Annotated in this window: 24 protein-coding genes; 11 read left to right on the top strand and 13 right to left on the bottom strand. The window is 72.9% G+C overall.

Features of this window, described 5'->3' with window-relative positions; genetic code table 11:
* Positions 1–20: 20 nt before the first annotated feature.
* From AB0C33_RS35830 to AB0C33_RS35815, 4 genes are all read left to right on the top strand, one after another.
* Positions 21–1157, top strand: coding sequence for a hypothetical protein (locus tag AB0C33_RS35830; RefSeq protein ID WP_358295627.1), 1137 nt, complete (start codon positions 21–23; stop codon positions 1155–1157).
* 32 nt (positions 1158–1189) lie between these two features.
* Positions 1190–2407: a cytochrome P450 gene (locus tag AB0C33_RS35825; RefSeq protein ID WP_358295624.1), complete on the top strand. Its 1218-nt coding sequence runs from the start codon at positions 1190–1192 to the stop codon at positions 2405–2407.
* Positions 2408–2556: 149 nt separating this feature from the next.
* A complete protein-coding gene (locus tag AB0C33_RS35820) occupies positions 2557–3870 on the top strand; it encodes a cation:proton antiporter (protein WP_358295621.1) in 1314 nt (437 codons plus the stop codon).
* Positions 3871–3910: 40 nt separating this feature from the next.
* Positions 3911–4459, top strand: a complete 549-nt coding sequence (locus AB0C33_RS35815; RefSeq protein WP_358295618.1) for a GNAT family N-acetyltransferase — start codon at positions 3911–3913, stop codon at positions 4457–4459.
* Between the two features lie 135 nt (positions 4460–4594).
* Here the strand turns inward: AB0C33_RS35815 and AB0C33_RS35810 are convergent, their stop codons facing one another.
* Both AB0C33_RS35810 and AB0C33_RS35805 read right to left on the bottom strand, forming a co-directional pair.
* A complete protein-coding gene (locus tag AB0C33_RS35810) occupies positions 4595–5632 on the bottom strand; it encodes a hypothetical protein (protein ID WP_358295614.1) in 1038 nt (345 codons plus the stop codon).
* 196 nt (positions 5633–5828) lie between these two features.
* Positions 5829–6614: an SAM-dependent methyltransferase gene (locus AB0C33_RS35805; protein ID WP_358295611.1), complete on the bottom strand. Its 786-nt coding sequence runs from the start codon at positions 6612–6614 to the stop codon at positions 5829–5831.
* A gap of 101 nt (positions 6615–6715) precedes the next feature.
* Between AB0C33_RS35805 and AB0C33_RS35800 the strand changes: the two genes are divergently transcribed.
* Positions 6716–7993: an MFS transporter gene (locus tag AB0C33_RS35800; protein ID WP_358295608.1), complete on the top strand. Its 1278-nt coding sequence runs from the start codon at positions 6716–6718 to the stop codon at positions 7991–7993.
* A gap of 45 nt (positions 7994–8038) precedes the next feature.
* Here AB0C33_RS35800 and AB0C33_RS35795 read toward each other — a convergent pair whose 3' ends face one another.
* Genes AB0C33_RS35795 through AB0C33_RS35750 form a run of 10 tightly spaced genes read right to left on the bottom strand, consistent with a single transcriptional unit; the run spans position 8039 to position 19265 of the window.
* Positions 8039–9193: an aminotransferase class I/II-fold pyridoxal phosphate-dependent enzyme gene (locus AB0C33_RS35795; protein WP_358295605.1), complete on the bottom strand. Its 1155-nt coding sequence runs from the start codon at positions 9191–9193 to the stop codon at positions 8039–8041.
* On the bottom strand, positions 9180–9932 hold the full coding sequence (locus AB0C33_RS35790; RefSeq protein WP_352359922.1) for a class I SAM-dependent methyltransferase: 753 nt from the start codon (positions 9930–9932) through the stop codon (positions 9180–9182). Before AB0C33_RS35790 ends, AB0C33_RS35795 begins: the two co-directional genes overlap by 14 nt.
* 11 nt (positions 9933–9943) lie before the next feature.
* The gene (locus AB0C33_RS35785) at positions 9944–11215 is read right to left on the bottom strand and encodes a class I SAM-dependent methyltransferase (protein WP_358295601.1); all 1272 of its coding nucleotides are present in this window, start codon (positions 11213–11215) and stop codon (positions 9944–9946) included.
* An 18-nt stretch (positions 11216–11233) separates the two neighbouring features.
* A complete protein-coding gene (rfbB, locus tag AB0C33_RS35780; protein ID WP_352327799.1) occupies positions 11234–12217 on the bottom strand; it encodes a dTDP-glucose 4,6-dehydratase in 984 nt (327 codons plus the stop codon).
* A gap of 30 nt (positions 12218–12247) precedes the next feature.
* Positions 12248–13603, bottom strand: coding sequence for a nucleotide disphospho-sugar-binding domain-containing protein (locus AB0C33_RS35775; RefSeq protein ID WP_358295599.1), 1356 nt, complete (start codon positions 13601–13603; stop codon positions 12248–12250).
* Positions 13604–13608: 5 nt separating this feature from the next.
* Positions 13609–14961, bottom strand: a complete 1353-nt coding sequence (locus tag AB0C33_RS35770) for a condensation domain-containing protein (RefSeq protein ID WP_358295596.1) — start codon at positions 14959–14961, stop codon at positions 13609–13611.
* The gene (gene hppD / locus AB0C33_RS35765; RefSeq protein ID WP_358295593.1) at positions 14958–16055 is read right to left on the bottom strand and encodes a 4-hydroxyphenylpyruvate dioxygenase; all 1098 of its coding nucleotides are present in this window, start codon (positions 16053–16055) and stop codon (positions 14958–14960) included. Before hppD ends, AB0C33_RS35770 begins: the two co-directional genes overlap by 4 nt.
* A 3-nt stretch (positions 16056–16058) precedes the next feature.
* Positions 16059–16271 (bottom strand): MbtH family protein, encoded by a 213-nt coding sequence (locus AB0C33_RS35760; RefSeq protein WP_352359912.1) that lies wholly within the window; start codon positions 16269–16271, stop codon positions 16059–16061.
* A gap of 10 nt (positions 16272–16281) precedes the next feature.
* Positions 16282–18036 carry a non-ribosomal peptide synthetase gene (locus AB0C33_RS35755; RefSeq protein WP_358295589.1) on the bottom strand — a complete coding sequence of 585 codons (1755 nt, stop codon included), beginning with the start codon at positions 18034–18036 and terminating at the stop codon, positions 16282–16284.
* 11 nt (positions 18037–18047) lie between these two features.
* On the bottom strand, positions 18048–19265 hold the full coding sequence (locus AB0C33_RS35750) for an NAD(P)/FAD-dependent oxidoreductase (protein WP_358295586.1): 1218 nt from the start codon (positions 19263–19265) through the stop codon (positions 18048–18050).
* 148 nt (positions 19266–19413) lie between these two features.
* Here AB0C33_RS35750 and AB0C33_RS35745 point away from each other — a divergent pair, with 148 nt between their 5' ends.
* From AB0C33_RS35745 to AB0C33_RS35730, 4 genes are all read left to right on the top strand, one after another.
* Positions 19414–20727, top strand: a complete 1314-nt coding sequence (locus tag AB0C33_RS35745; RefSeq protein ID WP_358295583.1) for an extracellular solute-binding protein — start codon at positions 19414–19416, stop codon at positions 20725–20727.
* Positions 20728–20868: 141 nt separating this feature from the next.
* Positions 20869–22335: a multicopper oxidase domain-containing protein gene (locus tag AB0C33_RS35740; RefSeq protein WP_358295579.1), complete on the top strand. Its 1467-nt coding sequence runs from the start codon at positions 20869–20871 to the stop codon at positions 22333–22335.
* A gap of 18 nt (positions 22336–22353) precedes the next feature.
* On the top strand, positions 22354–22761 hold the full coding sequence (locus AB0C33_RS35735; protein ID WP_358295576.1) for a DoxX family protein: 408 nt from the start codon (positions 22354–22356) through the stop codon (positions 22759–22761).
* Between the two features lie 61 nt (positions 22762–22822).
* A complete protein-coding gene (locus AB0C33_RS35730) occupies positions 22823–23275 on the top strand; it encodes a DUF1579 family protein (RefSeq protein WP_352359900.1) in 453 nt (150 codons plus the stop codon).
* Between the two features lie 39 nt (positions 23276–23314).
* Here AB0C33_RS35730 and AB0C33_RS35725 read toward each other — a convergent pair whose 3' ends face one another.
* Positions 23315–24298 carry a helix-turn-helix domain-containing protein gene (locus AB0C33_RS35725; protein ID WP_358295573.1) on the bottom strand — a complete coding sequence of 328 codons (984 nt, stop codon included), beginning with the start codon at positions 24296–24298 and terminating at the stop codon, positions 23315–23317.
* Positions 24299–24402: 104 nt separating this feature from the next.
* On the opposite strand from AB0C33_RS35725, the gene AB0C33_RS35720 reads away from it, so the two are divergent.
* The gene (locus AB0C33_RS35720; RefSeq protein ID WP_358295570.1) at positions 24403–25569 is read left to right on the top strand and encodes an MFS transporter; all 1167 of its coding nucleotides are present in this window, start codon (positions 24403–24405) and stop codon (positions 25567–25569) included.
* On the top strand, positions 25566–26318 hold the full coding sequence (locus AB0C33_RS35715; protein WP_358295567.1) for a methyltransferase domain-containing protein: 753 nt from the start codon (positions 25566–25568) through the stop codon (positions 26316–26318). Before AB0C33_RS35720 ends, AB0C33_RS35715 begins: the two co-directional genes overlap by 4 nt.
* Positions 26319–26323: the final 5 nt, after the last annotated feature.

Here is a 26323-nt window from a genome sequence, read left to right as displayed (position 1 = left end):
CGGCACCGGGGGAGACAACGATGACCACGAATCCGTACGCCACGGCGCCCGTCGGCTACGCGGCCGAGCCGACGGCCGCGCCGTACTCGATCGTCGAGCTCATGCCCGGCGCCCGCAACCTGGTGCACTACCTGCGGGTGGCGCCGGGCGAGCGGGTGCTGGTGCTGGCCGAGCACACCGTCGACCCGGTGGTCGTCCAGGCCATCGCGGCCGCGGCGGCCTACCGGGACGCCGACGTGCACATCCTGTCGGTGGCGCCGTTCAGCCCGGGCGGCTGGGACAGCGGGGCCGGGCACCACGTCGAGCGGGCGGCGGTCGGGGCGTCCGACGTCGTCATCGCCTGCACCTGGTGGGGCGAGGTGCACACCGCGCCGCTGTTCTTCGACGAGATCGCGGCGCTGCCGGTGCGGTTCGCGTCCCTGCACATGAGCGCCACGGCGGGCGCGCTGCTCACCGGCGCGCGCCTGCCCAACGAGGTCTTCTACGCCCTGGCGCACCGCACGCTGGAGAAGCTGGCCGCGACCACCAGGATCCGGGTCACCTCCACGGCCGGCACGGACCTGACGCTGTCCGGGCTGACCCTCATGCCGGACGCCGAGCCGCCGGGCCCCGGCCAGTGGCGGCCCTTCCCGTACGGCGGCGTCAACTTCTGGCCCGCCGACACCGAGGGCGTGCTCGTCGTCGAGGACTGCACGGTGACCGGCGTGCCCGAGGAGCCGCTGAGCGTCCACCTGGCCGGCAACGTCGTGCAGAAGATCGAGGGCGGGACGGCCGCCGACCGGCTGCGCCGCTTCTCCCCCGGCGGCTTCTACCTGCGGCACGCCCTGATCGGGCTGAACCCGAAGGTGCGGGTGGCCGGCGGCAGCCAGTTCGAGCGGGAGAAGCACGCCGGCGCGTTCTACTGCGGGCTCGACGCGCTCACCGACGGCGTGGCCGTCACCACCGCGCCCGGCTTCGCCCACTGCGACTGCCAGGTCGACCGGCCCACCCTGTACGCAGACGACGAGCCGCTCGTCCTCGACGGCCGGCTGCTGCTGCTCGACGACCCCGAGATCCGCCGGGTGGCCGAACGCTTCGGGCCGCCGGACGTGATCCTCGACGACAACCCGGTCATGGTCCTCCCCCGCCGCTACAGCGGGGCGACGTCGAGCCGATGACCGCCCGACCGCACCAGACAGACAGGATGACCATGGAACCCGAGTTCGTCCTCGACCCGGCCACCCTCGACCTGCACGACAGCGACGAGCGGCTGCGCCGGGCCGGCCCGCTCGTCCCGGTACGGGTGGAGGGGGTGCTGGCCTGGGCCGCCACCAGCCACGCGACGCTGGAGGCGGTGCTGTCGCACCCGGCGATGACGCGCGACATCCGGTACTGGGACCCGAAGGCCCGCGCCGCGGCCCCCCAGGGCACGTCGCTGATGCGGCTCGTCACCGACGCGTCCATGCTCAACGCCGACGGCGAGGAGCACCGGCGGCTGCGCGGCCCGCTGGTCAAGCTGTTCAGCGCGCGCCAGGTGCAGCGGATGGAGCCGTGGATCACCTCCATCGTCGGCGACCTGCTGGAGGACCTGGCGGCCAGGCCGCCGGGCGAGCCGGTGGACCTGCGCGCCGAGTACGCCTACCCGCTGCCGTTGCGCGTCATCGTCGAGATGCTGGGCGTGCCCGACTCCCACCGCGAGCGCCTGCGCGCGCTCACCGACGAGGTGGTGCAGCTCGACCAGAGCCCGCCGGACAGCCCGGAGGGTCGCAGGGCGCTGTTCGAGCTGGTCGGGGAGATCATCGAGGTGCGGCGCGGCACGCCCGGCGAGGACCTGACGAGCGAGCTGATCGCGCTGCACGCCCAGGGCCGGCTGGACGACGCCGAGCTGCGCGACACCGTGCAGGTGCTGCTGATCGCCGGCCACGTCACGACGATCAACCTCATCGCGCACGCCGTGCGCGCCCTGCTGGGCCGTCCGGAGCAGCTCGAACTGCTGCGTTCGGGGGCCGTGCCGTGGAGCGCGGCGGTGGAGGAGGCGCTGCGCTGGGAGTCGCCCAACGCCTACTTCCCGATGCGCTACGCCATGGAGGACGTGGAGATCGAGGGCGTCCGGCTGCGGGCCGGCGAGGCGGTGCTGGCCTGCTTCTCCGCCGCCGGACGCGACCCCGAGCGGTTCGGCGCGAACGCCGCCGACTTCGACGTGACCAGGCCGGCCGTGCCGCATCTGGCGTTCGGGCACGGGCCGCACTTCTGCCTGGGCGCGCCGCTGGCCCGGTTGCAGGCCGAGGTGGCGCTGCCGGCCCTGTTCGCGACGTTCCCCGAGATGCGGGCCGCCGGGCCGCTCGACGACCTGCCCCGGCTCACCTCGCTGCTGGACAACGGCGTGCGCGCCCTGCCGGTGCTGCTCGGCCCGCGCGCCACCGGCTGAGCTCCGCCGGTTTCTCCGTGATTGCGGATCTTCGTGGGCTGCCTTCTCGCAGATTGCCGCATGCGAACGGGTCCGTTGCGGCGTCCGCGCCGGGCGTTCTTTGCTGAATATCCGGGTTCGGAAACCAGGATCGACCTCCAGGGGTATTCATGCAGACGCCCATCGCCCCCATCGGCGCGCACGGCATGCTCGTGTTCCTGTTGCAGATCGGAGTGCTGCTCGGCCTGGCCCTGGGGCTCGGGGCGCTGGCGGCCCGGTTCCGGCTGCCCGCCGTGGTGGGCGAGCTGTTCGCCGGGGTCGTGCTCGGGCCGTCGATCCTGGCGCACGTCGCGCCGGACCTCCAGCGCTGGCTCTTCCCCGCCGACCCCGGCCAGTTCCACCTGCTGGACGCCGTCGGGCAGGTCGGCGTGCTGCTGCTGGTCGGGCTGACCGGCATCCACATGGACCTGAACCTGGTGCGCCGGCGGGCGGCCACCGCGGCCGGGATCAGCGTGGGCGGCCTGGTCATCCCGCTCGGGCTCGGCATCGCCACCGGGTTCCTGCTGCCCCGGATGATCGTCCCCGACGGCACCGACGCGACGGTGTTCGCGCTGTTCATGGGCGTGGCGATGTGCGTGAGCGCGATCCCCGTGCTGGCCAAGACGCTGATGGACATGCGGCTGCTGCACCGCAACATCGGCCAGCTCACGCTCACCGCCGGAATGATCGACGACGCGTTCGGCTGGTTCATGCTCTCGATCGTCAGCGCCATGGCCGTCAACGCGGTCAGCACCGGCACCGTGCTCACCTCGCTGGCCTACCTGGTCGCCATCGTCGTGGTGGCCCTGACCGTCGGGCGTCCGCTGGTGCGCGGCGCGATGCGGCTGGCGGCCCGGTCGCCCGAGGCGGGCCCGACGGTCGGCATGGCGATCCTGCTGCTCGTGCTGGCCTCGGCCGGGACGCACGCGCTCGGCCTGGAGTCGGTCTTCGGCGCGTTCGTGATGGGCATGCTCATCGGCGGCGCGGGACGGGTGGACCCGGCCCGGCTGGCGCCACTGCGCACGGTGACGCTGTACGGCTTCGCCCCCGTCTTCTTCGCCACCGCCGGGCTGCGGATGGACCTGACCGCGCTGACCCGCCCGCCGGTGCTGCTGGCCGGGCTCGCGGTGCTGGCCGTCGCGATCGTCGGCAAGTTCGTCGGCGCGTACGCCGGCGCCCGGCTGAGCCGGCTCAACCGCTGGGAGGCGCTGGCCCTGGGCGCCGGGCTCAACGCGCGCGGCGTGATCGAGGTCGTGGTGGCCATGGTCGGCCTGCGGCTGGGCATCCTCAGCGTCGAGGCGTACACGCTGGTGGTGCTGGTCGCGATCGTCACCTCGCTGATGACGCCGCCCATCCTGCGCGCGGCGATGGCCCGGGTCGAGCAGACCGCCGACGAGGAGATCCGCGAGACGGCCCACCGCGCCTGGACCACCACGGCGAGCTGACGGGGGCGACGCCTCGCGCGGCACGCCCTAAGGTTGCCCCATGTCCGAAACGCCGTCACGGGTGGAGCTGCACCCGCTCACCCTCTCCGACCAGGACGAGTTCTGCTCGCTCGTCCGGGCCAGCGCCGAACTGCACCGGCCGTGGATGCAGCTGCCCTCGACCGCCGAGGACTTCCGGACCTGGATGCGCCGCTTCGACGACGGCCTCAACCTGGGCTTCCTGATCCGCGTCCGGGAGACCGGCGCCGCGGCGGGCACGGTCAACATCAACTCGATCATCCGGGGCCGCTACCAGGGGGCGTCCCTCGGCTACGCGGCCTTCGCCCCGTCGGCCGGGCGCGGCTACATGACCGACGGGCTCACCCTCGCCCTGCGGCACGCGTTCGGCGACCTGCGGCTGCACCGCCTGGAGGCCAACATCCAGCCGGCGAACAAGGCGTCCCTGGCCCTGGCCCGGCGGCTGGGCTTCCGTTACGAGGGGCTGTCGCCCGACTACCTCTACATCGACGGCGCCTGGCGCGACCACGAACGCTGGTCCATCACCGCGCCGAGCCCCTGGCAGCCCGATCCCTCCCTGCCGGAGGTCTGATCGCCTCAAGGAGGCGTCAGGGCGACGGCCCCGCTCCCGCGCGACTCAGCGGGACGAACACCGCGGCCGGCACCGTCAGCCAGGCGGCGATCACGAGATAGTCCCAGCCGGCCGCCACCAGCCGCGCGTCCCGGGTCAGCCGGAGACGTACGTGATGGAGCCGGTCCAGCGGTTTGCCGCGTCCCGGTAGACCTGGAACAGCCCGGTGTCGAAGTACGGGGAGATGCCGGTGTCGTACCGCCCGTCGGCGTCGGTGTCGGCGACGCTGATCGTCAGGCCGGTCAGGTAGCCGGCGCGGGTCTCGGCGTCGTACCCGGTCACCCACGCCGCCCCGAGCGAGGCCGTGAACGGCGAGTCCACGCCGACGGGCCGGTCCGCGCGCAGGCCGGAGGGCTTGACCGCGAACGTCGGCCCGGTCGAGCGTTCGAGGATCTGGCCCGTATATGGGCCGGAGCCGTCGGGGTGCGGCCCGGAGGGGTGGCCGAAGACGTCAGCCGCGGGCGGGAGCGGCTGGTTGGCCGCGATCCCGAGGCCGCCGACGTTGTCGCCGAGGCGGCCGACGGTGGTCAGCGTGTCCGGGGCGGACAGGACGACGCCGCTGTGGACGGTGGCGAAGGCGTAGTCCCGGTCGAAGTCGTGCAGGTCCTCGAAGTCGTAGTGGGTGATGCCCTGCTTGCCGACGTACAGGCCGTAGGGGGTGGCGCCGCCGGAGTAGGCGGGGACGAAGACCCACTTGCCGAGCGCGCCCATCGGGGCCTCGATGTCGAACACGCAGTGGCCCGCGGTGGCCACCAGGTTGCGGTAGGCCGACTGCACCGAGGTGCCGGTGCACCAGTGGGGCAGGCCGTCGCCGCCGATGAAGAACACCTTGCCGGACGTCACGACCTCGTCGCCGGGCGGCGGGTTCTCGGCCCCGATCGGCGGGGTGCTGACCGCGGGCCCGTCCGGGACGACGCCGGTGGACAGGCGCTCGGCCCCCATCGCCGCGGCCAGCACGGTGTACGGCGTGGCGGCCCGCAGGTTGGCGGCGTCGTCGGCGAGCCAGAACCCGGCTACCTCCCTGGCCTTGTCCACGACGGTGGCCAGCGGGACCGTCGCGACGGTGGCCGCCCGCGCGGGCCCGGCCACGACGACGGGGGTCAGCAGGCTCAGCGCGGCGGCTGACGCGATCATTGCACGCATCAAGGACATCTCTCCGTCCGGTGGGGCCGGCCGGACGGCCCGGCCGGCGAACACCAAGATCGTAAGCACGGCCGGCGACGGAAGCCCACAAGTTTTAGATCACATGTTCGAAACGGTGGGGCGAGCAGAAACACGCGTGGCCCACCACCCGGAGGTGATGGGCCACGTCGGAGGGAAGCCGCGCGGGTCAGGACCGCTTGCGGCCCACCGCGCACAGGTGGTAGTCGCCGTCGATCGGGGACGGGTCGGTGTCGGGGTCGGGACGCCACTCGCGGGTGTTGACGACGCCCGGCTCCAGGAGGTCGAAGCCGTCCAGCATGGAGGCGAACACCGACCGCCTGCGGGCCGTGAACGGCGAGGTCGCGTTGCGGTAGACGGCGCTGACGTCGTCGGCCTTGCTGGGCATGGTGTCGGGGGCGACGTGCGTCAGCACGATGTGACTGCCCGCGGGCAGCAGGTCGCGGTAACGGTGGACGACGCCCACCGGGTCCTCGGCGTCGGTGACGAAGTGCAGCAGCGAGACCACCAGCAGCGCGATCGGCCGGGAGAAGTCCAGCACCTCCGCCGCCCGCTCCATGACGGCCTCCGGCCGCCGCAGATCGCCCTCCTGGACGGTGACGTCGGGCGAGTGGCCGAGCAGGGCGCGGGAGTGGGTGAGCACGACCGAGTCGTTGTCCACGTAGACGATCTTCGCGCCCTCGATCACCTCGTGCACGTGGCCCGCGGTCGGCAGCCCCGACCCGATGTCGAGGAACTGGTCGACGCCCGCCTGCCGCAGGTGGCGCACGGCGCGCTGGAGGAAGGCCCGGCTGTTGCGGGCGTCGCCCCTGATCTCGGGGATGATCGACAGCACCTTCTCCGCGGCGGCCCGGTCGGACGCGAAGTTGTCCTTCCCGCCGAGGTAGTAGTCGTACATCCGCGCCACGTTGGGCACCGCGGCGCTGACGCCCGGCGGGACTCGGTCACTCATCATGTGCCAAACCTAGACGATCTAGGGCTGACGTTGGGATGATCTCTGCCATGTTAGGTCTCGACCCCGCGACGGGGATCAGCAGGACCAACCTCTGGGCATGCATGGGGCTCGGGCTCCTCGGCACGGCGGTCATCACGTTCCTGCCGGCCGCCCAGCCGTACCTGCTCACCGACGCGCTGGGGCTGTCCGGCGACGACCTGGGCCGCACGACCGGCTACCTCCAGGTCGCCGCGGAGGCGGCGCTCATCCTGAGCCTGGCCTGGTACGGCGCGCTCGCCGACCGGATCGGCCGGCGGCCGGTCGCCGTGGCGGGGCTGCTGCTGTGCGCCCTGGGCGCGGCGCTCTACCCGTTCGCGGGCAACGTCGCCGTCCTGGTCGCCCTGCGGGTCGTGTTCGCCCTCGGGATCGCCGCCCTGAACGTCACCATGTCCGCGATCACCGCCGACTACGTGCGCGACCGCGCGCGCGGCAAGGCCTACGGCTGGCTCGGCCTGTTCAGCGGCATCGGCGCGGTGATCGCGGTGCTGGTGCTGGTACGCCTGCCGAACATGCTGGAGGACGGCGGCATGGCCCCGGCCACGGCGGCCAGGGTGGGCTTCCTGGTGGTCGCCGGGCTGGTGCTGCTGGGCGCGCTGGCCCTGCGCGGCACGCTGGCCCCCGGCCTGGCCACGTCCGTCGAGCCGCCCGCCGGGCACTCGGCCGGGCAGCAGGCCGGTGAGCGGGCCGGGCTGGGCCGGCTGGTCGTCGAGGGCGTGCGGCTGGCCCGCGACCCCGGCGTGGCGCTGTCGTACGCGGCGTCCTTCGTGGCCAGGGCCGACCTGGCGCTGGTGGCGAGCTTCCTGTCGTTGTGGATCGTGGACCACGCCAAGGCCGTGCGCGGCATGTCCGCCACCGAGGCCCTGGCCAAGAGCGGCGCGATCGTGGGCATCGCGTACATGGTGATCGTGGTGGGCGCGCCGCTGTTCGGCTGGCTCGGCGACCGGATGCGGCGGCAGGACGTGGTGATCCTGGCCCAGGCGCTGGCCGGGGCCGCGTACCTGTCGACGCTGCTGGTCAGCGATCCGCTCGGGCCGGGGATGATGCTGGTGGCGGCGGCCGTCGGGCTGGGCGAGATCGGCGTCATCACCACGGCGGGCCCGCTGCTGGCCCAGCAGGTGCCGGCCCGCTACCGGGGCTCCAGCTTCGGCGTCCAGACGCTCTGCGGCGCGATCGGCATCTTCGTCATCTCCGGGGTCGGCGGCTGGCTCTACGACCTGTGGCGGCCCGCGGCCCCCTTCGCGCTGGCGGGCGCGTGCGGCCTGCTGGTCGCCCTGTTCGGCCTGGCCGTCCGCCGCCGGGTGACCCCCGTCCCCGAGGCGGAACCCAGCCGTACGGCCTGACCGCAGGACGAGGGCGCCCCGTCAAGGAGGCGCCCTCGTCGCAGGTCAGGCGACCAGCCGGCGGTCGGCCGCCCGGACCGTCTCCCGGACGACGCGGCAGATGCCGGCGATGTGCCCGGCGTCCACCGTGGGACCGGTCGGCAGGGACAGGACGCGGGCGGCCAGGCCCTCGGCGCGGGGCAGGGGCAGCGGGAAGTGCCTGCCCGGGTCCGACCGGTACGGCTCGACCTGGTGGCAGATCGGGGAGAAGTAGCGGCGCGCGTGCACGTTCTCCACCAGCAGCGCCGCCAGCACGGCGTCCCGCGAGACGCCGGCGACGGCCTCGTCCACCTCGATGACGAGGTACTGGAAGTTGGCCCGTTCGCCGGGCGCCTGGCCGCGCACCACGACGCCCGGCAGCCCGGCGAGCAGCTCCTCGTAGACCCGCTGGTTGCGCCGGTTGGCCTCGACGATCGTGTCGATGGCCTCCAGCGAGGTCAGCCCCATGGCCGCGTGGAACTCGCTCATCCGGGCCACCGTGCCCGCCCCGGAGATCTGCCCGGCCGCGTCGATGCCCTGGTTGCGCAGCTCCCTGACCCGCGCGGCCAGGTCGTCGTCGTCGGTGACGATCGCGCCGCCCTCGACGCTGTTGACGAACTTGGTGGCGTGGAAGCTGAAGATCTCGGCGTCCCCGGACGTCCCGATCGGCCTGCCCCGGTAGGTGCAGCCGAGCGCGTGCGCCGCGTCGAACAGCAGGACGAGCCCGTGCGCGCGGGCCAGGCGCTCCAGGGCGTCCACGTCGCACGGGTAGCCGAAGACGTGCACGCCGAGGATGCCCCGGGTGCGCGGGCCGATCAGGCGCTCGACGTGGTCGGGGTCGGCGTTGCCGGTGATCTCGTCGGAGTCGCAGAAGACCGGGACGATGCCGATCCACTCCAGCGCGTGGGCGGTGGCCACCCAGGTGAAGGAGGGGACGATCACCTCGTCGCCCGGCCGCAGCCCGGCGGCCCTGGCCGCGATCTGGATGCCGGTGGTGGCGTTGCAGGTCGCCACCGCGTGCCGGGCGCCGGTCAGGTCGGCCAGGCGCGCCTCGAACTCGCGCACCAGCGGGCCGTTGTTGGTCAGCCAGAGCCGGTCGAGCACGCCGCCGAGCCGTTCCAGCAGGCGCGCCCGCTCCCCCGCGTTCGGCCGGCCGACGACGAGGGGCTCACCGGAGGCCATCGCCGGCCTCCTCGCGCACGCCGACGAACAGCCCGGGGCTGTTGGGCCGGCCGTCGGCCAGCTTGAACGCGGGCCGGAACTCGGCCCGGCAGCCCGCCTTGGCGAACGCCTCCAGGTACTGGTCGCAGGTGAACAGGCTGGAGTAGAGGACCTCGGCGAACTCCTTGAAACCCGAGGCGTCGGCGACCCTGAACCGCACCTCCAGCCGGCTCTTGCCGCCCTCCCTGCGCGAGTGCGTCATGCGGGAGATGACGAGCCCCTCCTCCACCAGCGTGTGGCCGCCGACGTGCCCGTCGAGGAAGTTCTCCGGGAAGTACCAGGGCTCGACGACGAGGACGCCGCCGGGCGCCAGGTGGGCCGCCATCCGGCCGACGGCCTCCACCAGCTCGTCGTAGGAGCCCAGTTCGCCGACGGCGTTGCCCATGCAGGTCACGGCGTCGAAGGTGCGTCCGAGGTCGAAGGTGCGCATGTCGCCGGCGTGCAGCGGCACGCCGGGCAGCCGCCGTCCGGCGACCTCCCGCATGTCGGGCGACAGCTCGACCCCCTCGACGTGGTCGAAGAGCTTGGCGAAGGTCTCCAGGTGCGCGCCGGTGCCGCAGGCGACGTCGAGCAGCGAGGCTGCGTGCGGCGACCGTTCCCTGATGATCCGGTCGAGCTCCCGGGCCTCGCCCTCGAAGCTCTTGCCGCGGCTGCGGAAGACGCGGTCGTAGTACTCGGCGTGGTCGGATCCGTATTCCATGCAGATCTCCTTCAGGCCACCGCCGGGACGGGCTCGGCCGTCACGACCCTCGGCTGCGGGATGGGGATGATGAACTTGCCGCCGCGGCGCAGGAAGTCCTGCTCCTTGGAGATGATCTCGTCGGCGTAGTTCCAGGCGAGCAGCAGGTAGTAGTCGGGCTGCTGGTCGCGGGCCTGCTCGGGCGAGCGGCAGGGGATGCGGGTGCCGGGCAGCAGCCGGCCGTGCTTGAGGCTGGTGGTGTCGCTGCAGAAGCGCACCTCGGCCGGGCCGAGCTCGCAGAACTGCAGCAGGGTGGTGCCCTTGGACGGCGCGCCGTACCCCGCGACGGTCAGGCCGCGCCCGGCCAGGTCGCGCACGAGGTCGCCGATCTGCTTGATCACCTGGTGGGCGCGCTCGGCGAAGGCCAGGTAGGCCTCGTCGGAGTCGAGGCCGCTCTGCCGCTCAAGCGACAGCAGCCGGTTCACGGAGGGGCGGGCAGGGTGGGCCGAGCCCTCCCTGGCGGCGAAGACGACGATCGAGCCGCCGTGCACGGCCGCCCGCTCGACGTCCACGATGCGCAGGCCGTGCCGCGCGAACAGATGGCTCAGCGTGGTGACCGAGTAGTACGACAGGTGCTCGTGGTAGATCGTGTCGAACTGGTTCTCCTCCAGCAGGTCCAGCAGGTACGGGACCTCGATCGCGACCAGCCCGTCGGGGGCCAGCACGGCGGTGGCGCCGTCCAGCACGTTGTGCACGTCGTCGATGTGGGCGAAGCACTGGCGGCCGAGCACCAGCTTGGCCTCGCCCTGCTCGGCGTGGATGCGGCGGCCCTGGTCGGCGCCGAAGAACTCGGGCAGCGTGCGCACGCCGCGGGCGTTGGCGATCTCGGCCAGGTTCTCGGCCGGGTCCACGCCGACGACCCGCTGCCCCTGCTCCTGGAAGAGCGCGAGCTGCAGGCCGACGTTGCTGCCCAGCTCGACGACCAGCTCGCCGGGCGCGAGCCCGGCCCGGCGGGTGCACCAGCCGACGATGCGCCGCATGTGGCCGGTCATCTGGTCGGACTCGGAGGTGACGTACACATAGTGCCGGAACAGCACGTCGGGCCTGATCACGTGCCGGATGGCCATCAGCCGGCAGTTGCGGCACACGATGACGTCCACGGGGTAGGCGGGCTCCTCGGCCGGGAGGTCGGCGGGGTCGAGGAAGCCGTTGGCCAGCGGCACGGACCCGAAGGAGGTGACCTCCAGCCAGTCGTCGCGCCCGCAGACCCGGCACGTGTCAAGACGTCGGACAATGTCCTGCATGGCTTCTCCTCATGATCTTCAGTGGGCGGCCACGGCGAGCTCGCGGTGCTTGAGCGGTTCCCACCAGGACCGGTTGTCCCGGTACCAGGCGACGGTCGCGGCCAGCCCGGTCTCGAAGTCGACCGACGGCGCGTAGCCCAGCTCCCGCTCGATCTTGGAGATGTCGAGGGAGTAGCGCAGGTCGTGCCCCGGCCGGTCGGGGACGTGCTCGACCATGTCCCAGCCCGCGCCGCACGCCTCCAGCAGGCGGGCGGTCAGCTCCAGGTTGCTCAGCTCGCTGCCGCCGCCGATGTGGTAGACCTCGCCGGCCCGGCCGCGGTCGAGGACCATCCGGATGGCCCGGCAGTGGTCGGAGACGTGCAGCCAGTCGCGCCGGTTGCCGCCGTCGCCGTACAGGGGCACCCGGCGGCCTTCGAGCAGGTTGGTGACGAACAGCGGGATGACCTTCTCGGGGAACTGGTAGTGGCCGTAGTTGTTGGTGCAGCGGGTGATCACGACGTCCAGGCCGAGCGTGCGGTGGAAGGCCAGCGCGAGCAGGTCCGAGCCGGCCTTGGAGGCCGCGTACGGCACGTTCGGCGCGAGCGGCGTCTCCTCGGTCCACGAGCCCTCGGCGATGGAGCCGTACACCTCGTCGGTGGAGACGTGCACGAAGCGGCCGACGCCGTGCCGCAGGGCCGCCTCCAGCAGGGTCTGGGTGCCCAGCACGTTGGAGCGCACGAAGCCGGTCGCGCTGACGATCGACCGGTCGACGTGCGTCTCGGCGGCGAAGTGCACGATCGCGTCCTGCCCGGCCACCACCTCGTCGGCCACGAGCGGGTCGGCGGTGTCGCCCTGCACGAAGCGCAGCCCCGGGTGGCCGGCCACCGGGTCGAGGTTCTCCAGGTTGCCGGAATAGGTGAGCTTGTCCAGGACGGTGACCCGCGTGCCCGGCGAGTCGCGCAACGTGGCTCTGACGAACTCCGAGCCGATGAAACCGGCGCCGCCGGTGACCAGGATCCGCAATGGTCCGCCTCCTGTCTGAGGGGTCGACGGCTACCGGGCGGCGGCGGTCAGCCGCTCCAGCTCCGCGACGATGTCGGTCGGGCTCGGCGTGGCCAGCCAGTCCTCGTGGATGGCGGCCGCGCCCTTGGTGAACGAGGGGTCCTTCAGCACGCGCAGCACCTCGTCGCGGATCTCGGCCGCGGACTGCGTCTGGTGGTTGATCCGCACGCCGGCGCCGCGCGTGGTGACGTACCGGGAGGTTCGGGTCGAGGTGAGCTGTTTCTGGCACTGGAGCTGCCAGTCGATGCCGCCCTCGACGGGGGTGCCGACGAGCCGGTTGTGCTCGTCGGTGTCGCAGACGACCTGCGGGACGTTCATGGCCGAGGCGGCCGCGAAGGTGCCGATCGAGCCGTGGTGGATGATCGCCGAGCAGGTCGGCAGGAGCTGGTCGAGCGGCACGTAGTCGAACACGCGCACGTTGGCGGGCAGCGGGCGGTCCAGGTCGAGCAGCTGGTTGGCGTCCAGGGTGGCGACGACCTCGGCGTCCAGGCCGTCCACGGCCTCCATCAGCTTGGCGGTGCGCCCCCAGTCGCCCTTGAAGAACGTGCGCATCGACACGCCCAGCGAGATCGCCACCCGCGGCCGCTCCGGCGGTCGCCGCAGCCACTCCGGGACGACGCTCGCCCCGGTGTAGGGGACGTACCGGACGGGCAGGCGGCGCACGCCGGGCGTGGGCAGGCTCATCCCGGGCGGGAACGGGTCCACCGTCCAGTCGCCGAGCAGCAGGTTGTCGTCGACGGTCACGCCGTACCTGTCGGCCAGCGGGCCGATCACCCCGGTCATGGGGTTCCGCTCGCCGCTGCCGGCGAACTTGTCCGCGGCCCAGGCGGTGTAGTCGGGGGCCAGCAGCGTACGGGCGTGGGCGGCGCCGCAGACCCGGGCCGCCACCGCGCCGCACGGGAACCACGGGTCCCACAGGACGAGGTCGGGCCGCCACTCGCGGGCGAACTCGACGACGGCCCGCACGTCCTGGCGGGGCTCCGGCGGATGGTAGTTGCGCATGGTCAGCAGGGCGAAGTGGTAGAAGACGTCCCAAGGCGGGCGTTCCGCCTCGGTGATGCCGAGCGCGGCGACCAGGCGCTCCGACTCCTCGATCGTCGGGATCAGGCCGGCGAACCCGGGGTAGCCGCGGTCGTGCACCGACAGCGGCTCGGGCGCGCCGCAGGAGACCGCGGTCAGCCCGGCCGCGTTCACCGACCGGTGGAAGTCGGGCACCGAGACCCCGGTGTCGACGCCCGGCGGGGCCGCCACCACCACCTGGTGCCCGGCCGCCTGCAACGCCCAGGCGTAGGGCACGATCGGCAGGAAGTGCGCCGTCGCGGGGAAGACGGTGAACATCACGCGCATGGCGATCACTCCAGAGGCGAGTCGGGGGCGGCCAGGCCGGCGCGCAGGATCTCGCCGAAGTCGGCCACCATCGTCACGATCGTGCTCTCGGTGAACAGGTTGCTGTTGTAGGCGAAGTTGCCGAAGATCTCGCCGGAGGGGGCGATGTCGAAGGTGAGCAGCGCGCCGTCGGGGATGTCGGTGCCGTTGGGCTGGTCCAGCAGGCGTTCGCGGACCTCGGCGATCTCCAGGTCGCCGACGCGCTCGCCGTCCAGGCCGGTGGCGAACTGCCAGACCTGGAGCGCGCACAGCGCCTTGCTCTCCAGCGCGGCGTCGGCCATCAGCTCGGGCGCCTCGGCCACGATCTGCAGGAACGGGATCTCGTTGGCGTAGGAGTCCATGCAGGTGCGGCGGGAGCGCTCGACGACCTGCCGGAAGGTGGCGCAGCCGTCGAGGCCGGTGCGCAGCGGCAGGAAGTTGAAGAACGGCCCCACGGTCTCCTGGAACTCCGGCTGCCCGCGTCCGGAGCTGATCACCGGGACGACCAGGTCTGTGGCCCCGGTGATCCGGCTGAGCAGCACGTTGTAGGCGGCCAGCAGCACCATGAACGGCGAGCTGCGCATCGTCCTGGCGTAGCTGATCACCCGGGCGGAGACGTCCTTGGGCAGCGAGAACCGGTGGACCGGGCAGAGCTTGGCCAGCCCGGCCGACCTGGCGTGGTCGGTGGGGACGGCCAGCATGCGCGCGCCGCGCAGCCGCTCGGCCCAGAAGTCGCGGGCGGCCTGGGTCTCGGCGCTGCCGGCCTGCTCCTGCTGCCGTCCGGCGTACTCGTGGTAGGGCCGGGGCTCGGGCAGCGGCGGCACGGCGTGGCCGCGGCGCTCGGCGTAGCGGGTGACGATGTCGCGGATGAGCAGCTGCATGGACCAGCCGTCGCCCGCGGTGTGGTGCACGATCAGCGCCAGCACCGCGTCCTCGTCGTCGAACCGGCCGAGGATGGCGCGCAGGTGCGGCAGCTCCTGGAGGCTGTAGGAGCCGGCCTCGACCTCGGTCAGCAGCTCCTCGGCCCGCAGCGCGCGCTCCTCGGGGGCGGCGGCCGGCAGGTCGACCACCAGCAGCCGGGCCGGCGCGGACGGCTGCCGCACCTGGTACGCCTCCCCCTCCCCCCGGGTGATCGTCATGTTGAGCGCGTCGTGCCGGTCGGCGACGTCGTCCATGGCGAGCTGGAGGGTGTCGACGTCGATGCGGCCGCGCAGGCGCCAGCCGACGACGATGTTGTAGCGGGCGCTGAAGGGCCCCTGGGCGTCGCCCTGGTCGAACAGGCGCAGGAAGTGCTGGGTGTAGGACAGGGGGTACCGGATCGCCGGCGGGGAAATGGTCATGCTGCCGCCTCCGTGCGGGCATCGCGTCGGCCGCTGCGCTGGAGCTCCACGGCCCGGTAGAGGGCGCTGATGTTGCCGCTGCCGAAGCTGCGGGCGCCCAGTCGCTCGATGAGTTCGAAGAAGAAGGTGTCGCGGGGGTGGGTGGAGCGGGCGAAGATCTGGTAGAGCTGCCCGTCGTGGTCCTCGTCGACGAGGATGTCGAGCCGGGCCAGGTCCTCCAGCCGGTACTTCACCGGCCGGACCCGTTCGGCGAGCAGGCTGTAGTAGACGTCGGGGGCGGTCAGGAACTCCACCCCGCGGGCCGCGGTGCCCTCCACCGCGGTCACGATGTCGGCGGCGGCCAGCGCCAGGTGCTGCACGCCCGCGCCGCCGTGGTCGCGCAGGAACTCGTCGATGTGGCCGGGCGTCCTGGTCACGTCCGGCTCGATCAGCGTGAACGTCACCTCGCCGCGGCCGCGGCTGCGGACGACCTTGGTGGTCATGGCCTGCGAGCCGACGGCGATGCGCTCGGCGAAGGTGAGGTCGAAGCCGAGGACCCGCCGGTACCACTCGACGGTGGCGTCGAGCTCCCCGGCCGGGACGCACACGGCCAGGTGGTCCACCTCCCGCAGCCCGAGTGCGGAATCGGCCGGCCCTGGGCCGGTCGGCCCGGTGTCGCGGAAGCCGGGCAGCGCGCGCTCCCGCGCCCCGGCCGGGCGCTGCACGAACGTGTGCAGCACGTCGCCGAACCCGTGGACGGCGGCCGTGACGAAGCCGTCGCGCCCGGCGGGGGCCGAGACCGGACGGGCGCCGCGCCGCACCGCCTCGTGGTAGGCGGCCGCGGCGTCGGGCACGCCCAGCGCGATGTCGGACACGCCGTCGCCGTGCCGGTCGAGGTAGCCGGCGCCGGGGTGGTCGGCGGCCAGCGGCTGGGTGAGCACGAACCTGATCCGGTTCGCGCCCAGGGCCGCCGCGCGGGCCCGGCCGTCCTGGGCGGTGGCGTAGGCCGCCAGGCCCAGGGAGCCGGTCAGCCGGGCGGTCTCGCCGTCCAGGTCGCCGACGTAGAAGCCGATGTGGTCCAGGCGCAGGTCGTCGAAGATCGTCGTGGTGGTCATGGGCTATCCGGCGTCCGTCCGGGCGGCGAGACCGCGCGGGCGCAGGTCCGTCCAGTGGGCGGTGACGTACTCGGTGCAGGCGTCGCGGACGGCGGGGCCGAAGGCGACCTCCCATCCCGCGGGCACGTCGGCGAAGGCGGGCCACAGGCAGTGCCGGCCCTCGTGGTTCACCAGCACGCGGAAGGCCGCGTCCCGGTCGTCGAATGGGTTGCTCATCTCGTCCCTCTCACTGGGTGCGCGCGCCGGCCTCTAGCCACTCGTCCAGGCCGGCCACGGTCGCCGCGTCGAACAGGTCGCCGATGGACAGGTTCACGCCGAGCGCCGCGCGGATCCGGCTGACCAGCCGCATCGCCAGCAGCGACTGGACGTCCAGGTCGAAGATGCTGTCGTCCACGCCGACCCGCTCGACGCCGAACACCTCGGCGAACACCGTGCACAGGACCTCCTGGCGGGGGTTCTGCGGCGCGCGGTAGGCCGAGCCGGGCTCGGTGTCTGGGTCGGGCAGGGCCGCGCGGTCCACCTTGCCGTTGGCGGTCAGGGGCAGCGCGTCCAGCACGACGAACGCGGTGGGCACCATGTAGTCCGGCAGCGACGTACGCACGTGGGCGCGCAGCGCGGCGGGGTCGGGGGCCTCGGCGGCCGGCACGACGTAGGCGACCAGGCGTTTGTCGCCCTGCCGCGACTGCCCGGCCACGACGGCGACGTGCGCCAGCCCGGGATAGCCGGCCAGCACGGCCTCCACCTCGGCCAGCTCCACCCGGAAGCCCAGGATCTTGACCTGGTCGCCGGCCCGCCCGATGAACTCGATCTGCCCGTCGTCGTTGCGCCGGACCAGGTCGCCGGTGCGGTACATGCGCTCGCCGGGCCCGCCGAACGGGTCGGCGACGAAGCGCTCGGCGGTCAGGTCGGGACGGCCGTAGTAGCCCCGGGCCACTCCCCTGCCCGCGATGTACAGCTCGCCCTCCAGGTCGCCGGGGACCGGGCTGAGGCGGTCGTCGAGCACGTAGAGCCGCACGTCCCGCATCGGGCCGCCGACCGGCACGCTGGCGCCCAGCTCGGTCCCGGCGGTCAGGGGCGCGTGGGTGGAGAACAGGGTCGCCTCGGTCGCGCCGTACATGGCCCGCACGGTCGTCCCCGGGCAGGCGGCCAGCACCTGGCGGACGGCGGCGGGCACGATCACGTCGCCGCCGGTGAGCACCTCGCGGACGCCGGCCAGGCAGTCCGCCCCCTCCTCGGCCACGACGCGGAACAGTCCGGCGGTCAGGTGCAGCCCGGTGATCCGCTCCTCGCGGATCAGCCGGCGCAGGGTGTCGAGGTCCGGCTCGCCGGGCGGCGCCACGACGATCGTGCCGCCGTGCAGCAGCGGCACCCACAGCTCGTACGTCGAGACATTGAAGGCGTACGGCGCGACCATCAGGACGCGCTCGTGGGCGCCGGTGTCCCAGCAGGGGTCGAGGGCCAGGCCCAGCACGTCCCAGTGGGTGACCGCGACGCCCTTGGGGTGCCCGGTCGAGCCCGAGGTGTAGATGACGTAGGCCAGGTCGTCCGGGCCGGTGGCGACGTCCGGCGCCGTGGCCGGTTGCTGCGCGGTGGCGGGGTCGTCGTCGGCCAGCAGCGTCGCGGGGGCCGACGGCAGGCCCGCGGCGGCCTTGGCGCGGTCGGCGACCAGGACGGGCGTCCCGGAGGAGTCGACGATCCACTGCCGGCGGTCGGCCGGGTAGGCGCTGTGGACGGGCAGGTAGCAGCCGCCCGTCTTGAGGATCGCGAGGAGCGTGACGACCAGCTCGGCCGAGCGCTCCATCAGCACCGCGACCGGCGTCTCGGGGCCGGCGCCGAGCCCGCGCAGGCGGTGGGCGAGGCGGTTGGCCCGCTCGTCGAGCTCCCGGTAGGTCAGCCGCACCGGGCCCGCCGACACCGCGACCGCGTCGGGCGTGCGCCTGGCCTGCTCGGCGACGTGTCCGTGCACAGTTGTAGGCGACATCAACGGGTTCCTCAGTCGTCGTGGAAGATGGCGTGGATGCCGGAGACGCCCGAGAGCATCGTGGCGAAGTCGATCTTGCGGGGGCGGAGCTTGCTGGGGTCGAGGGTCTTCTGCGCCCTGTCCCAGTACTCCTCCTTGTGCTTGGTGCGGTCGTAGAAGAAGCGCACGAAGTCCAGCAGGGAGTCCAGGAACTCGCGGTAGTCCTTCTCGTAGCGCGCCAGCACGGCCTCCTCCGAGGCCGGGTCGTTCAGGATCTCGTCCACCGCGCCGGCCAGCCCGTGGGCGCCGCGCAGCGCCAGGCCGACGCCGGTGGACAGCAGCGGGTCGATGAAGGCCGCCGCGTCGCCCACCAGGGCCCAGCCGGGGCCGTGGAAGCGGGTGCAGGTGTAGGACCAGTCGCGGATGCTGCGGAAGCCGCTGACCCGGGTGGCACCCTCGGTCAGGGCCCGCACCTCCTCGGCGGCGGCCAGCTCCGAGGCGTACAGGTCCTCCAGGCTCTTGCCGGACTTCTTGTACTCCTCGATGGGGGTGACGTAGCCGACGCTCACCGTGCCGTCGTGCAGGGGGATGAACCAGAACCAGCCGGCGGGGCGGTTCTCGGTGACGGTGTCGCCGAAGCGCGTGCCGCCGTAGCGCTTGCAGCCCTGCCAGTACGACCAGACCGCGATGTTGCGCAGGTCGTCGTGGTACTCGATGAGGTCGAAGCGGCGGGCCAGCAGGTGCTGCTGCCCGGTGGCGTCGATCAGCAGGCGGCAGCGGGCGGTGCGCGGCTCGGCGTCACCCTTCACGGTGTACGTGACGCCGGTGACGCGCTCGCCGTCGAACACCAGGTCCTTGACCGTGGCCTCCTCGAACACCGTCGCGCCCAGCTCCCTGGCCCTGGCCAGCAGGAGGGAGTCGAAGTCGGCACGGCGCACCTGGTAGGCGTACTCGTAGTTGGACGCCTCGGCGAAGCGGAAATCCCAGGTGCCCTGGTTCCTGCCCCACAACAGGGTGCCGCCGTACTTCTTGACGAACCCCATCTGGTCGAGCCGCTCCTTCAGTCCCAGCTCCTCCAGCGTGGGCATGGACCCCGTGATCAGCGACTCGCCGATGTGGTAGCGCGGGAACTTCTCCCGCTCCAGCACCAGAACCCGGTGCCCGCGCTGGGCCAGCAAACCCGCCGTACCCGAGCCGCCAGGGCCTCCGCCGATCACGACAACGTCGAACTCGTCATGAGTATTGATCACCGTGCTCCTCCGTTTCGCCGCTCTGCGACTCGCAGTCAGGGTCACATTCACGTCGCGGGGCCCACATCCTTTGAATTGCTGTCTGAGCTCACGAAACACCGCATTTCACAAGATGTGCGGCGGGGTGGCCGCGTTCATCATGAGGCGAATGAGAACGGTCATCAGCGTCTGGATCGCCGAGCATCCCCTGCCGGACTACCTGGGCCCGATCAGGAGGATGGCCGCCGACTTCGAGGCCGCGCACCCGGACCTCCGGATCGAGATCACCGGGCACGGCTTCCGCGAGCTGCCCGCGGAGGTGGCCGCCGCGGCCGGCCGCGGCGAGCCGCCGGACCTGGCGGAGTACTACGCCACGGCCACCCGGCTCGCGCTGGACACCCGGGCGCGTTCCGGCGCGCCGCTGTTCACGCCGATCGAGCGCGCCGTCGGGGGACGCGCCGAGATCCTCGGCGAGCCGGTCGTGCTCGCCGACCTCGAACCGGCCGTCCGCGGCCACTACACCTACCGCGGCGAGCTCGTCGCCGCGCCCGCGACGGCGACCACGGCGGTGCTGCTCACCAACGCCACCCTGCTCCGCGCGGCCGGGATCGACGCGCCGCCGCGCACCTGGGAGGAGCTGGAGCGCGCCTGCGCCGCCGTACGGGCGCTGCCCGGCGGCCCGCCGCACGGCGTCTCCTGGGCCAACCACGGCTGGCTGTTCCAGCAGGCCGTCGCCGGGCAGGGCGGCCTGCTGGCCGACCACGACAACGGCCGCGCCGGCCGCGCCGGACGGGTGGACCTGGCCTCCAAGGAGCTGCTGGCCTACGCCGCCTGGTGGCGGCGCCTGCACGCCGAGGGCCACTACCTGCGCGCGGGCGAGCCAGGTGACTGGGGTCCGGCGCTGGGGGCGTTCCTGGGGCAGCGGGTGGCGTTCACGATCGCGTCCTCGGTGGTGGCCGGCATGATCGCCGAGCGCGGACGGGAGTCCGGGTTCGAGGTGACGGCGAGCCCGCTGCCGCACAACGAGAGCCTGCCGCGCGCCGGGCACCTGGTCTCCGGCCAGGCGCTCTGGCTGACCGACGGGCTGCCGCCGGAGCGGCGGGACGGCGCGCTGGCGTTCGTCCAGCACCTGCTCAGCGCGGGCAACGCGGCGCGGTGGCACCGGGAGGCCGGTTTCCTGCCGGTCACCAGGGCCGCGGCCGGCCTCCTGGAGGCGGAGGGCTGGTTCGACCGGCACCCGGTGCACCGGGCCGCGACCGCCCAGCTCCGCGCGGCCGACGGCTCCCCCGCCGCGCTGGGCGCGGTGCTCGGGGACTTCGCCGGGATCCAGGACCTGATGACGCAGGCCATGGCCCGGGTGCTGGACGGCGCCGACCCCGACGCCTGCTTCGCCGAGGCGTCGCGGCGGGCTCAGGGCCTGCTCGACGCCTACAACGCCGACTGCCTGGACGGGCGCACCCCGCGCCGCCTGTCGGTGGGCTGAACCACCGCCGCCTTCCGGGCGGCGGCACCGCTCCCACGGCATCCGCCCGTGAAGTGAGCACTTCAGAAGAAGACCGTGCCGGCGGGCGATGCCACGCTCGGACATGGCGATGGGAGTTCCCGTATGTTAAGCCGACGGCGCTTGATCGTTCTCGGTGGCCTGGCAGGAGGCGCCGCGCTCACCCCGGTGTCCCGCGGGCTGTTCGGCGAGCCGGAACAGCAGGCGCAGCAACAGCACCTGATGCGCATGCACGACCACGGGGGCCGGGTCCCCGCGGTCCGCACCGGCGCCACCGCGGCGCCCTTCAGCGTCGCGATGCCGGTGCCCCCGGTGCTGGCCCCCGTGGCCACCCTGCCGGGCATCGACTTCTACCGGCTGTCCATCCAGCAGGCGACCACCGAGATCCTGCCGGGCGTGAGCACGCCCGTGCTGACGTACGGCGGCCAGTTCACCGCCCCCACCATCCGCGCCCGGCAGGGCCGCAGGGCGCTGGTCACCTTCGACAACAGGCTCGGCCACGAGGCGAACGTGCACCTGCACGGCGGCCGCGTGCCGGCGGCCAGCGACGGGTACCCGATGGACCTGATCGCCGACGGCAAGTCGAAGACCTACGACTACCCGAACGCCCAGGCCGGCGCCACGCTGTGGTACCACGACCACACCCACCACATGGAGGCCGAGCACGTCTACCGCGGCATGCACGGCTTCTACCTGGTCGAGGGCGCCGACGAGCAGCAGCTCGGCCTGCCGTCCGGGGCCTACGACGTGCCCATCCTGCTGCGCGACGCGCTCTTCGACGACCAGGGCGGGCTCGTCTTCGACCCGGCCGACCCCTACAACCGGCCGACGCTGATCGCCAACGGCAAGGCCCAGCCGTACTTCAAGGTCGCGGCCCGCAAGTACCGGCTGCGCCTGCTCAACGGCTCCACGCACCGGATCTTCGAGCTGTCGCTGAGCAACGGCGCCCAGATGACGCAGATCGCCACCGACTGCGGCCTGCTGGCGGCGCCGGTGCCGACGTCCAAGCTGGTGCTCTCCTCGGGCGAGCGGGCCGAGGTCGTGATCGACTTCGGCGCGTTCCCGCTGGGCACGCAGATCACGCTGGAGGACGTGAGCGGGTCCGTGCTCCGCTTCGACGTCGCACGGCGGGCCGTCGACCGCAGCCGCGTGCCCAGCCAGTTGCGCGCGATGGTCCCGCTGGCCGCGGCCACGCAGACCCGGCAGCTCACCCTCAGCCTGGACCCGGTCAACATCCAGGCCCTGATCAACAATCAGGCGTTCGACGCCAACCGGGTGGACATGCAGGTCAAGCGGGGAACCAGCGAGGTCTGGGAGGTCACCAACTCCGACACCAACGTCGGGGGCTCGGGCTTCGGCGTCCCGCACAACTTCCACACCCACCTCGCCCAGTTCCGGATCCTGGACCGCGACGGCACGCCGCCGCAGCCGGGCGAGGCGGGATGGAAGGACACGGTGCTCATCCAGCCGGGCGAGACCGTGCGCTTCCAGGCCAGCTTCGGCGACTACCTGGGGCGATACGTCTACCACTGTCACATGTTGGAGCACTCGGCCATCGGGATGATGGGCCAGATGGAGATCATCAACTAGTTCCTCAAGGAGGACTGCATGAGCACCACGAACAGCACGACCGCCGTCGGCCGGTCCACCGGCCGCGGCGTCAACATCGCCCTCTGGGTCGCCCAGGTCCTTCTGGCGTTCCAGGTCGGCCTGGGCGGCGTGCTCAAGCTCGCCGGCGACCCGACCATGGTCGCCATGTTCGACGACATCGGCGCCGGCCAGTGGTTCCGCTACGTGGTCGGCGTGCTGGAGATCGCCGGCGCGATCGGGCTGCTGATCCCGCGTCTGAGCGGCGTGGCCGCGCTGGCGCTGATCGGCCTGATGATCGGCGCGGCCGGCACCAACGCGATCGTGCTGGGCGGCGTCCCCGTGATCGAGGCCGTCCTGCTGGTCGTCCTGGCACTGGTCGTCTGGGGCCGCTGGTCCCGCGTCAAGGCGTTCTTCGGCGCCAAGTGAGCTCACCCCCGCCCGGTACGCGATCGGCGTACCGGGCATCGACCTGTCCCGTGGAGGGAACATGACCGAGACCGCCAACCCGCAGAACCAGCTGCCCACCCCCGACCCCTCGCTGCAGACCCTGCAGCCGCTGGTCGGCACGTGGGAGATGACGGGCAAGGACTTCGGCACCGGCGAGGCGACCGGCGGCCGGCTCGTCTTCGAGTGGATGGACGGCGGCTTCTTCCTCGTCCAGCGCGTCGAGATGAGCCACGGCGGCGGCACGATGACCGGCGTGGAGTACATCGGCCACGACCCCGAGAGCGGCGCGCTGCGCTCGCACTACTTCGACAGCACCGGCAACAACTTCGTCTACGTGTGGAAGCTGGACGGGCGCGACCTCAACATCTGGTTCGGCGCGGAGGGCTCGCCGGCCGGGTTCAGCGGCGCCTTCAGCGAGGACGGCCGGACCATCAGCGGCCGGTGGGAGTGGCCGGGCGGCGGCTACGAGGCCACCATGACCCGGGCGGGGTAGCGCGGGCATCCCGGTGTCGTGGCGTCCTGGCCGGCCCGGCTACCTCGCCGTGCTGTCGCGTTCCGCCTCAGGTCTCCTGCCGAAGGCCAGGCGGTAGTCGCGCGGCGGCAGGCCGACGTGGCGGGTGAAGTGGTGGCGCAGGGTCAGCGGAGTGCTGAAACCGCAGCGGTGGGCGATGGCGGCGATGGGCAGCTCGCTGACCTCCAGCAGGTGCTGGGCGGCCAGGACGCGCTGGGTCAGCAGCCATTGCAGGGGCGTGTCGCCGGTGGTCTGGACGAACCGGCGGGCGAAGCTGCGCTCGGACATGCGGGCCAGGTTCGCCAGCTCCGGGACGGTCCATGGGTGGGCCAGGTCGTCGAGCATGCGTTCGCGCAGGCCGGTCAGGCTGTCGGACGGCCCACCCCCGGCGGGGACGGGGCGGGTGATGAACTGCGCCTGGCCGCCTGACCGGAACGGCGCGGTGACCATGGTGCGGGCGATCTCGGCCGCGGCGGCGGCGCCGTGGTCGCGGCGGACCAGGTGCAGGCACAGGTCGATGCCCGCGGCCACGCCCGCCGAGGTCCAAATGGTGCCGTCCCCGACGAACAGCACGCCGGAGTCGACGCTCACCTCGGGGTGGCGCTGCGCGAGCTGCTCGGCGTCGAGCCAGTGGGCGGTGGCCCTGCGGCCGTCCAGCAGGCCCGCGGCGGCCAGCACGAACGCCCCCGAGCACAGGGACGCGACGGTCGCGCCACGGTCGCGCGCGGCGCGGAGCGCGGTGATCACGTCCGGGTGGACGGGCCGGGCCGGGTCCTGGACGCCGGGAACGACCACCAGGTCGCACTCGTCCAGGCCGTCCAGGCCGTGATCGGGGACGCAGGTCACGCCCGGGCCCATGGGCAGCGCGGGGCCGCGCGGCCCGCACGTGCGCAGGTCGAACGCCGGGACGCCGCGATCGGTCCGGTCCAGGCCCCAGACTTCGGCGGCCACGGCGTAGTCGAAGACGCGGACGTGCTCGGTGACCAGGATCCCCACACTGCGCATGGCGGAAAACTATCCCACATGTGCGTTTCTGCCACTCACGGCTCGACGGGCCCGGCGGCCAGGCTGGAGGCGTTCGTCCCGGATGAGATGAGGAGCGCAATGCCATGCCGCTGGCTCTGTTGGCCCTGGCCGTCGCGGGTTTCGCCGTCGGAACCTCGGAGTTCGCCATCATGGGCCTGCTGCCGCAGGTCGCCACGGGGGTCGGGGTGTCGATCCCGGCCGCCGGCGTGCTGATCAGCGGGTACGCCGTAGGCGTGATCGTGGGGGCGCCGCTGCTGACCGCGGTCTCGGCCCGCCTGCCGCGCCGCACGACCCTGCTGATCGTCGCGGCGCTGCTGACGGCGGGCAGCGTCCTTTCGGCGGTCGCGTCGGGCTACGGCCTGCTGATGGCGGCCAGGGTGGTCGCGGGTGTCCCGCAGGGTGCGCTGTTCGGGGTCGGGTCGGTGGTGGCGGCCGAGCTCGTTCCGCCGGAACGCCGCGGACGGGCGATGTCGATCATGTTCGGCGGGTTCACCCTGGCGAACGTGGCCGGGGTGCCGCTGGTGACCTGGCTGGGACAGGCCGCCGGCTGGCGGGCCACGTTCTGGGCGATCGCCGCGCTCGGCGTGTCGTCCCTCGCGGGCATCGCGGCGCTGGTGCCGGGTCGGCTGCGTCCCGGGGGCGAGGCCGGGCTGCGTTCGGAGTTGTCGACCCTGCGCCGGCCGCAGGTCTGGCTCGCGATGGCGGTGACGACGGCCGGTTTCGGCGGCGTCTTCGCCTCCTTCACCTACGTCGCCCCGATGATGACCCAGGTCGCGGGTTTCAGCAGCGGCAGCATGACGGCGTTGCTGGTCGTCTTCGGCCTGGGCATGGGCGCGGGCAACCTGCTGTCGGGCCACTTCGCCGGACGCCGGCTCATGCCCAGCCTGTACGTGTTCCTCGCCGGGCTCACCGTCGTGCTGAGCCTGTTCGTGGTGACGGCGCACAGCAGGATCCTCGCCGCCTGCACGCTGTTCCTGCTGGGGTTGTTCGGCTTCGCGACCGTCCCCGCCCTGCAGATGCGCATCCTGGACAAGGCCGCCGGCGCCCCCACCCTCGCCTCCGCGCTGAACCTGTCGGCGTTCAACGTGGCCAACGCGCTCGGCGCGTTCCTCGGCGGGCTGATGATCAGCGCCGGGTTCGGCTACACCAGCCCCAACACCGTCGGCGCCGTGCTGGCCGCCGCCGGGCTCGCCCTCGCGCTCTGCTCGGGAGCGATCGACGCACGCGCCAAGGAGGCGGTCGGCCGATGACTCCCGACGTCGAGCGCTACACGCCCGGTCATGACTCCTTCGCCGTCGACTTCATGGCCGCCAGGCGCGCCGCGACGCACGCGGACTTCTTCCTGCCGCATCTCGCGCCGGGGACGTCGCTGCTGGACCTGGGGTGCGGGCCCGGCACCATCACCAACGACCTCGCCGCCGCCGTCGCACCGGGCCACGTGCTGGGTCTCGACCAGCACGTGGCCCAGTTCACGGGCGCGCGTGCGTCGGCCCGGCGACGGGGCCTGCGGAACGTCCGGTTCCAGGAGGGATCCTGCTACGACATCCCGCTGGCGGACCGCTCGGTGGACCGCGTCTTCTCGCACGCCCTGATGGAACACCTGGCCCATCCGGCGAGCGCGCTGGCGGAGATCCACCGGGTCCTGCGGCCCGGCGGCACGGTCGGCCTGTGCAGCCCTGACTGGGGCGGCTTCCTGCTCAGCCCTCCCCTGGACGACGTCGTCGCCGCCTACACCCGCCTGCAGCGGGCCAACGGCGGCGACCCGCACGTCGGCCGCAAACTCGGGCTGTACCTGCGCGACGCGGGATTCACCGACGTCTGGCTGGACGTGCACTACGAGCGCCACGCCGATCCGTCCCACATCGCCGGCTACCTTGCGCGCCAGCTCGACCTGGCGGAGCAGCCCGCCCACGCCGACCGGCTGCGCGCGTGGGCCGCCGACCCGGGCGCGATGTTCGCCCAGGCGTGGGTCAGCGCCACCGCCACCCGCCCCCGCTGATCCCG

This window comes from Nonomuraea sp. NPDC048881 (assembly GCF_040649795.1).
Classification (GTDB): Bacteria; Actinomycetota; Actinomycetes; order Streptosporangiales; family Streptosporangiaceae; genus Nonomuraea.
Note: the sequence above shows the minus strand (reverse complement) of the source record. Positions and strands in the feature narration are given on the sequence as shown.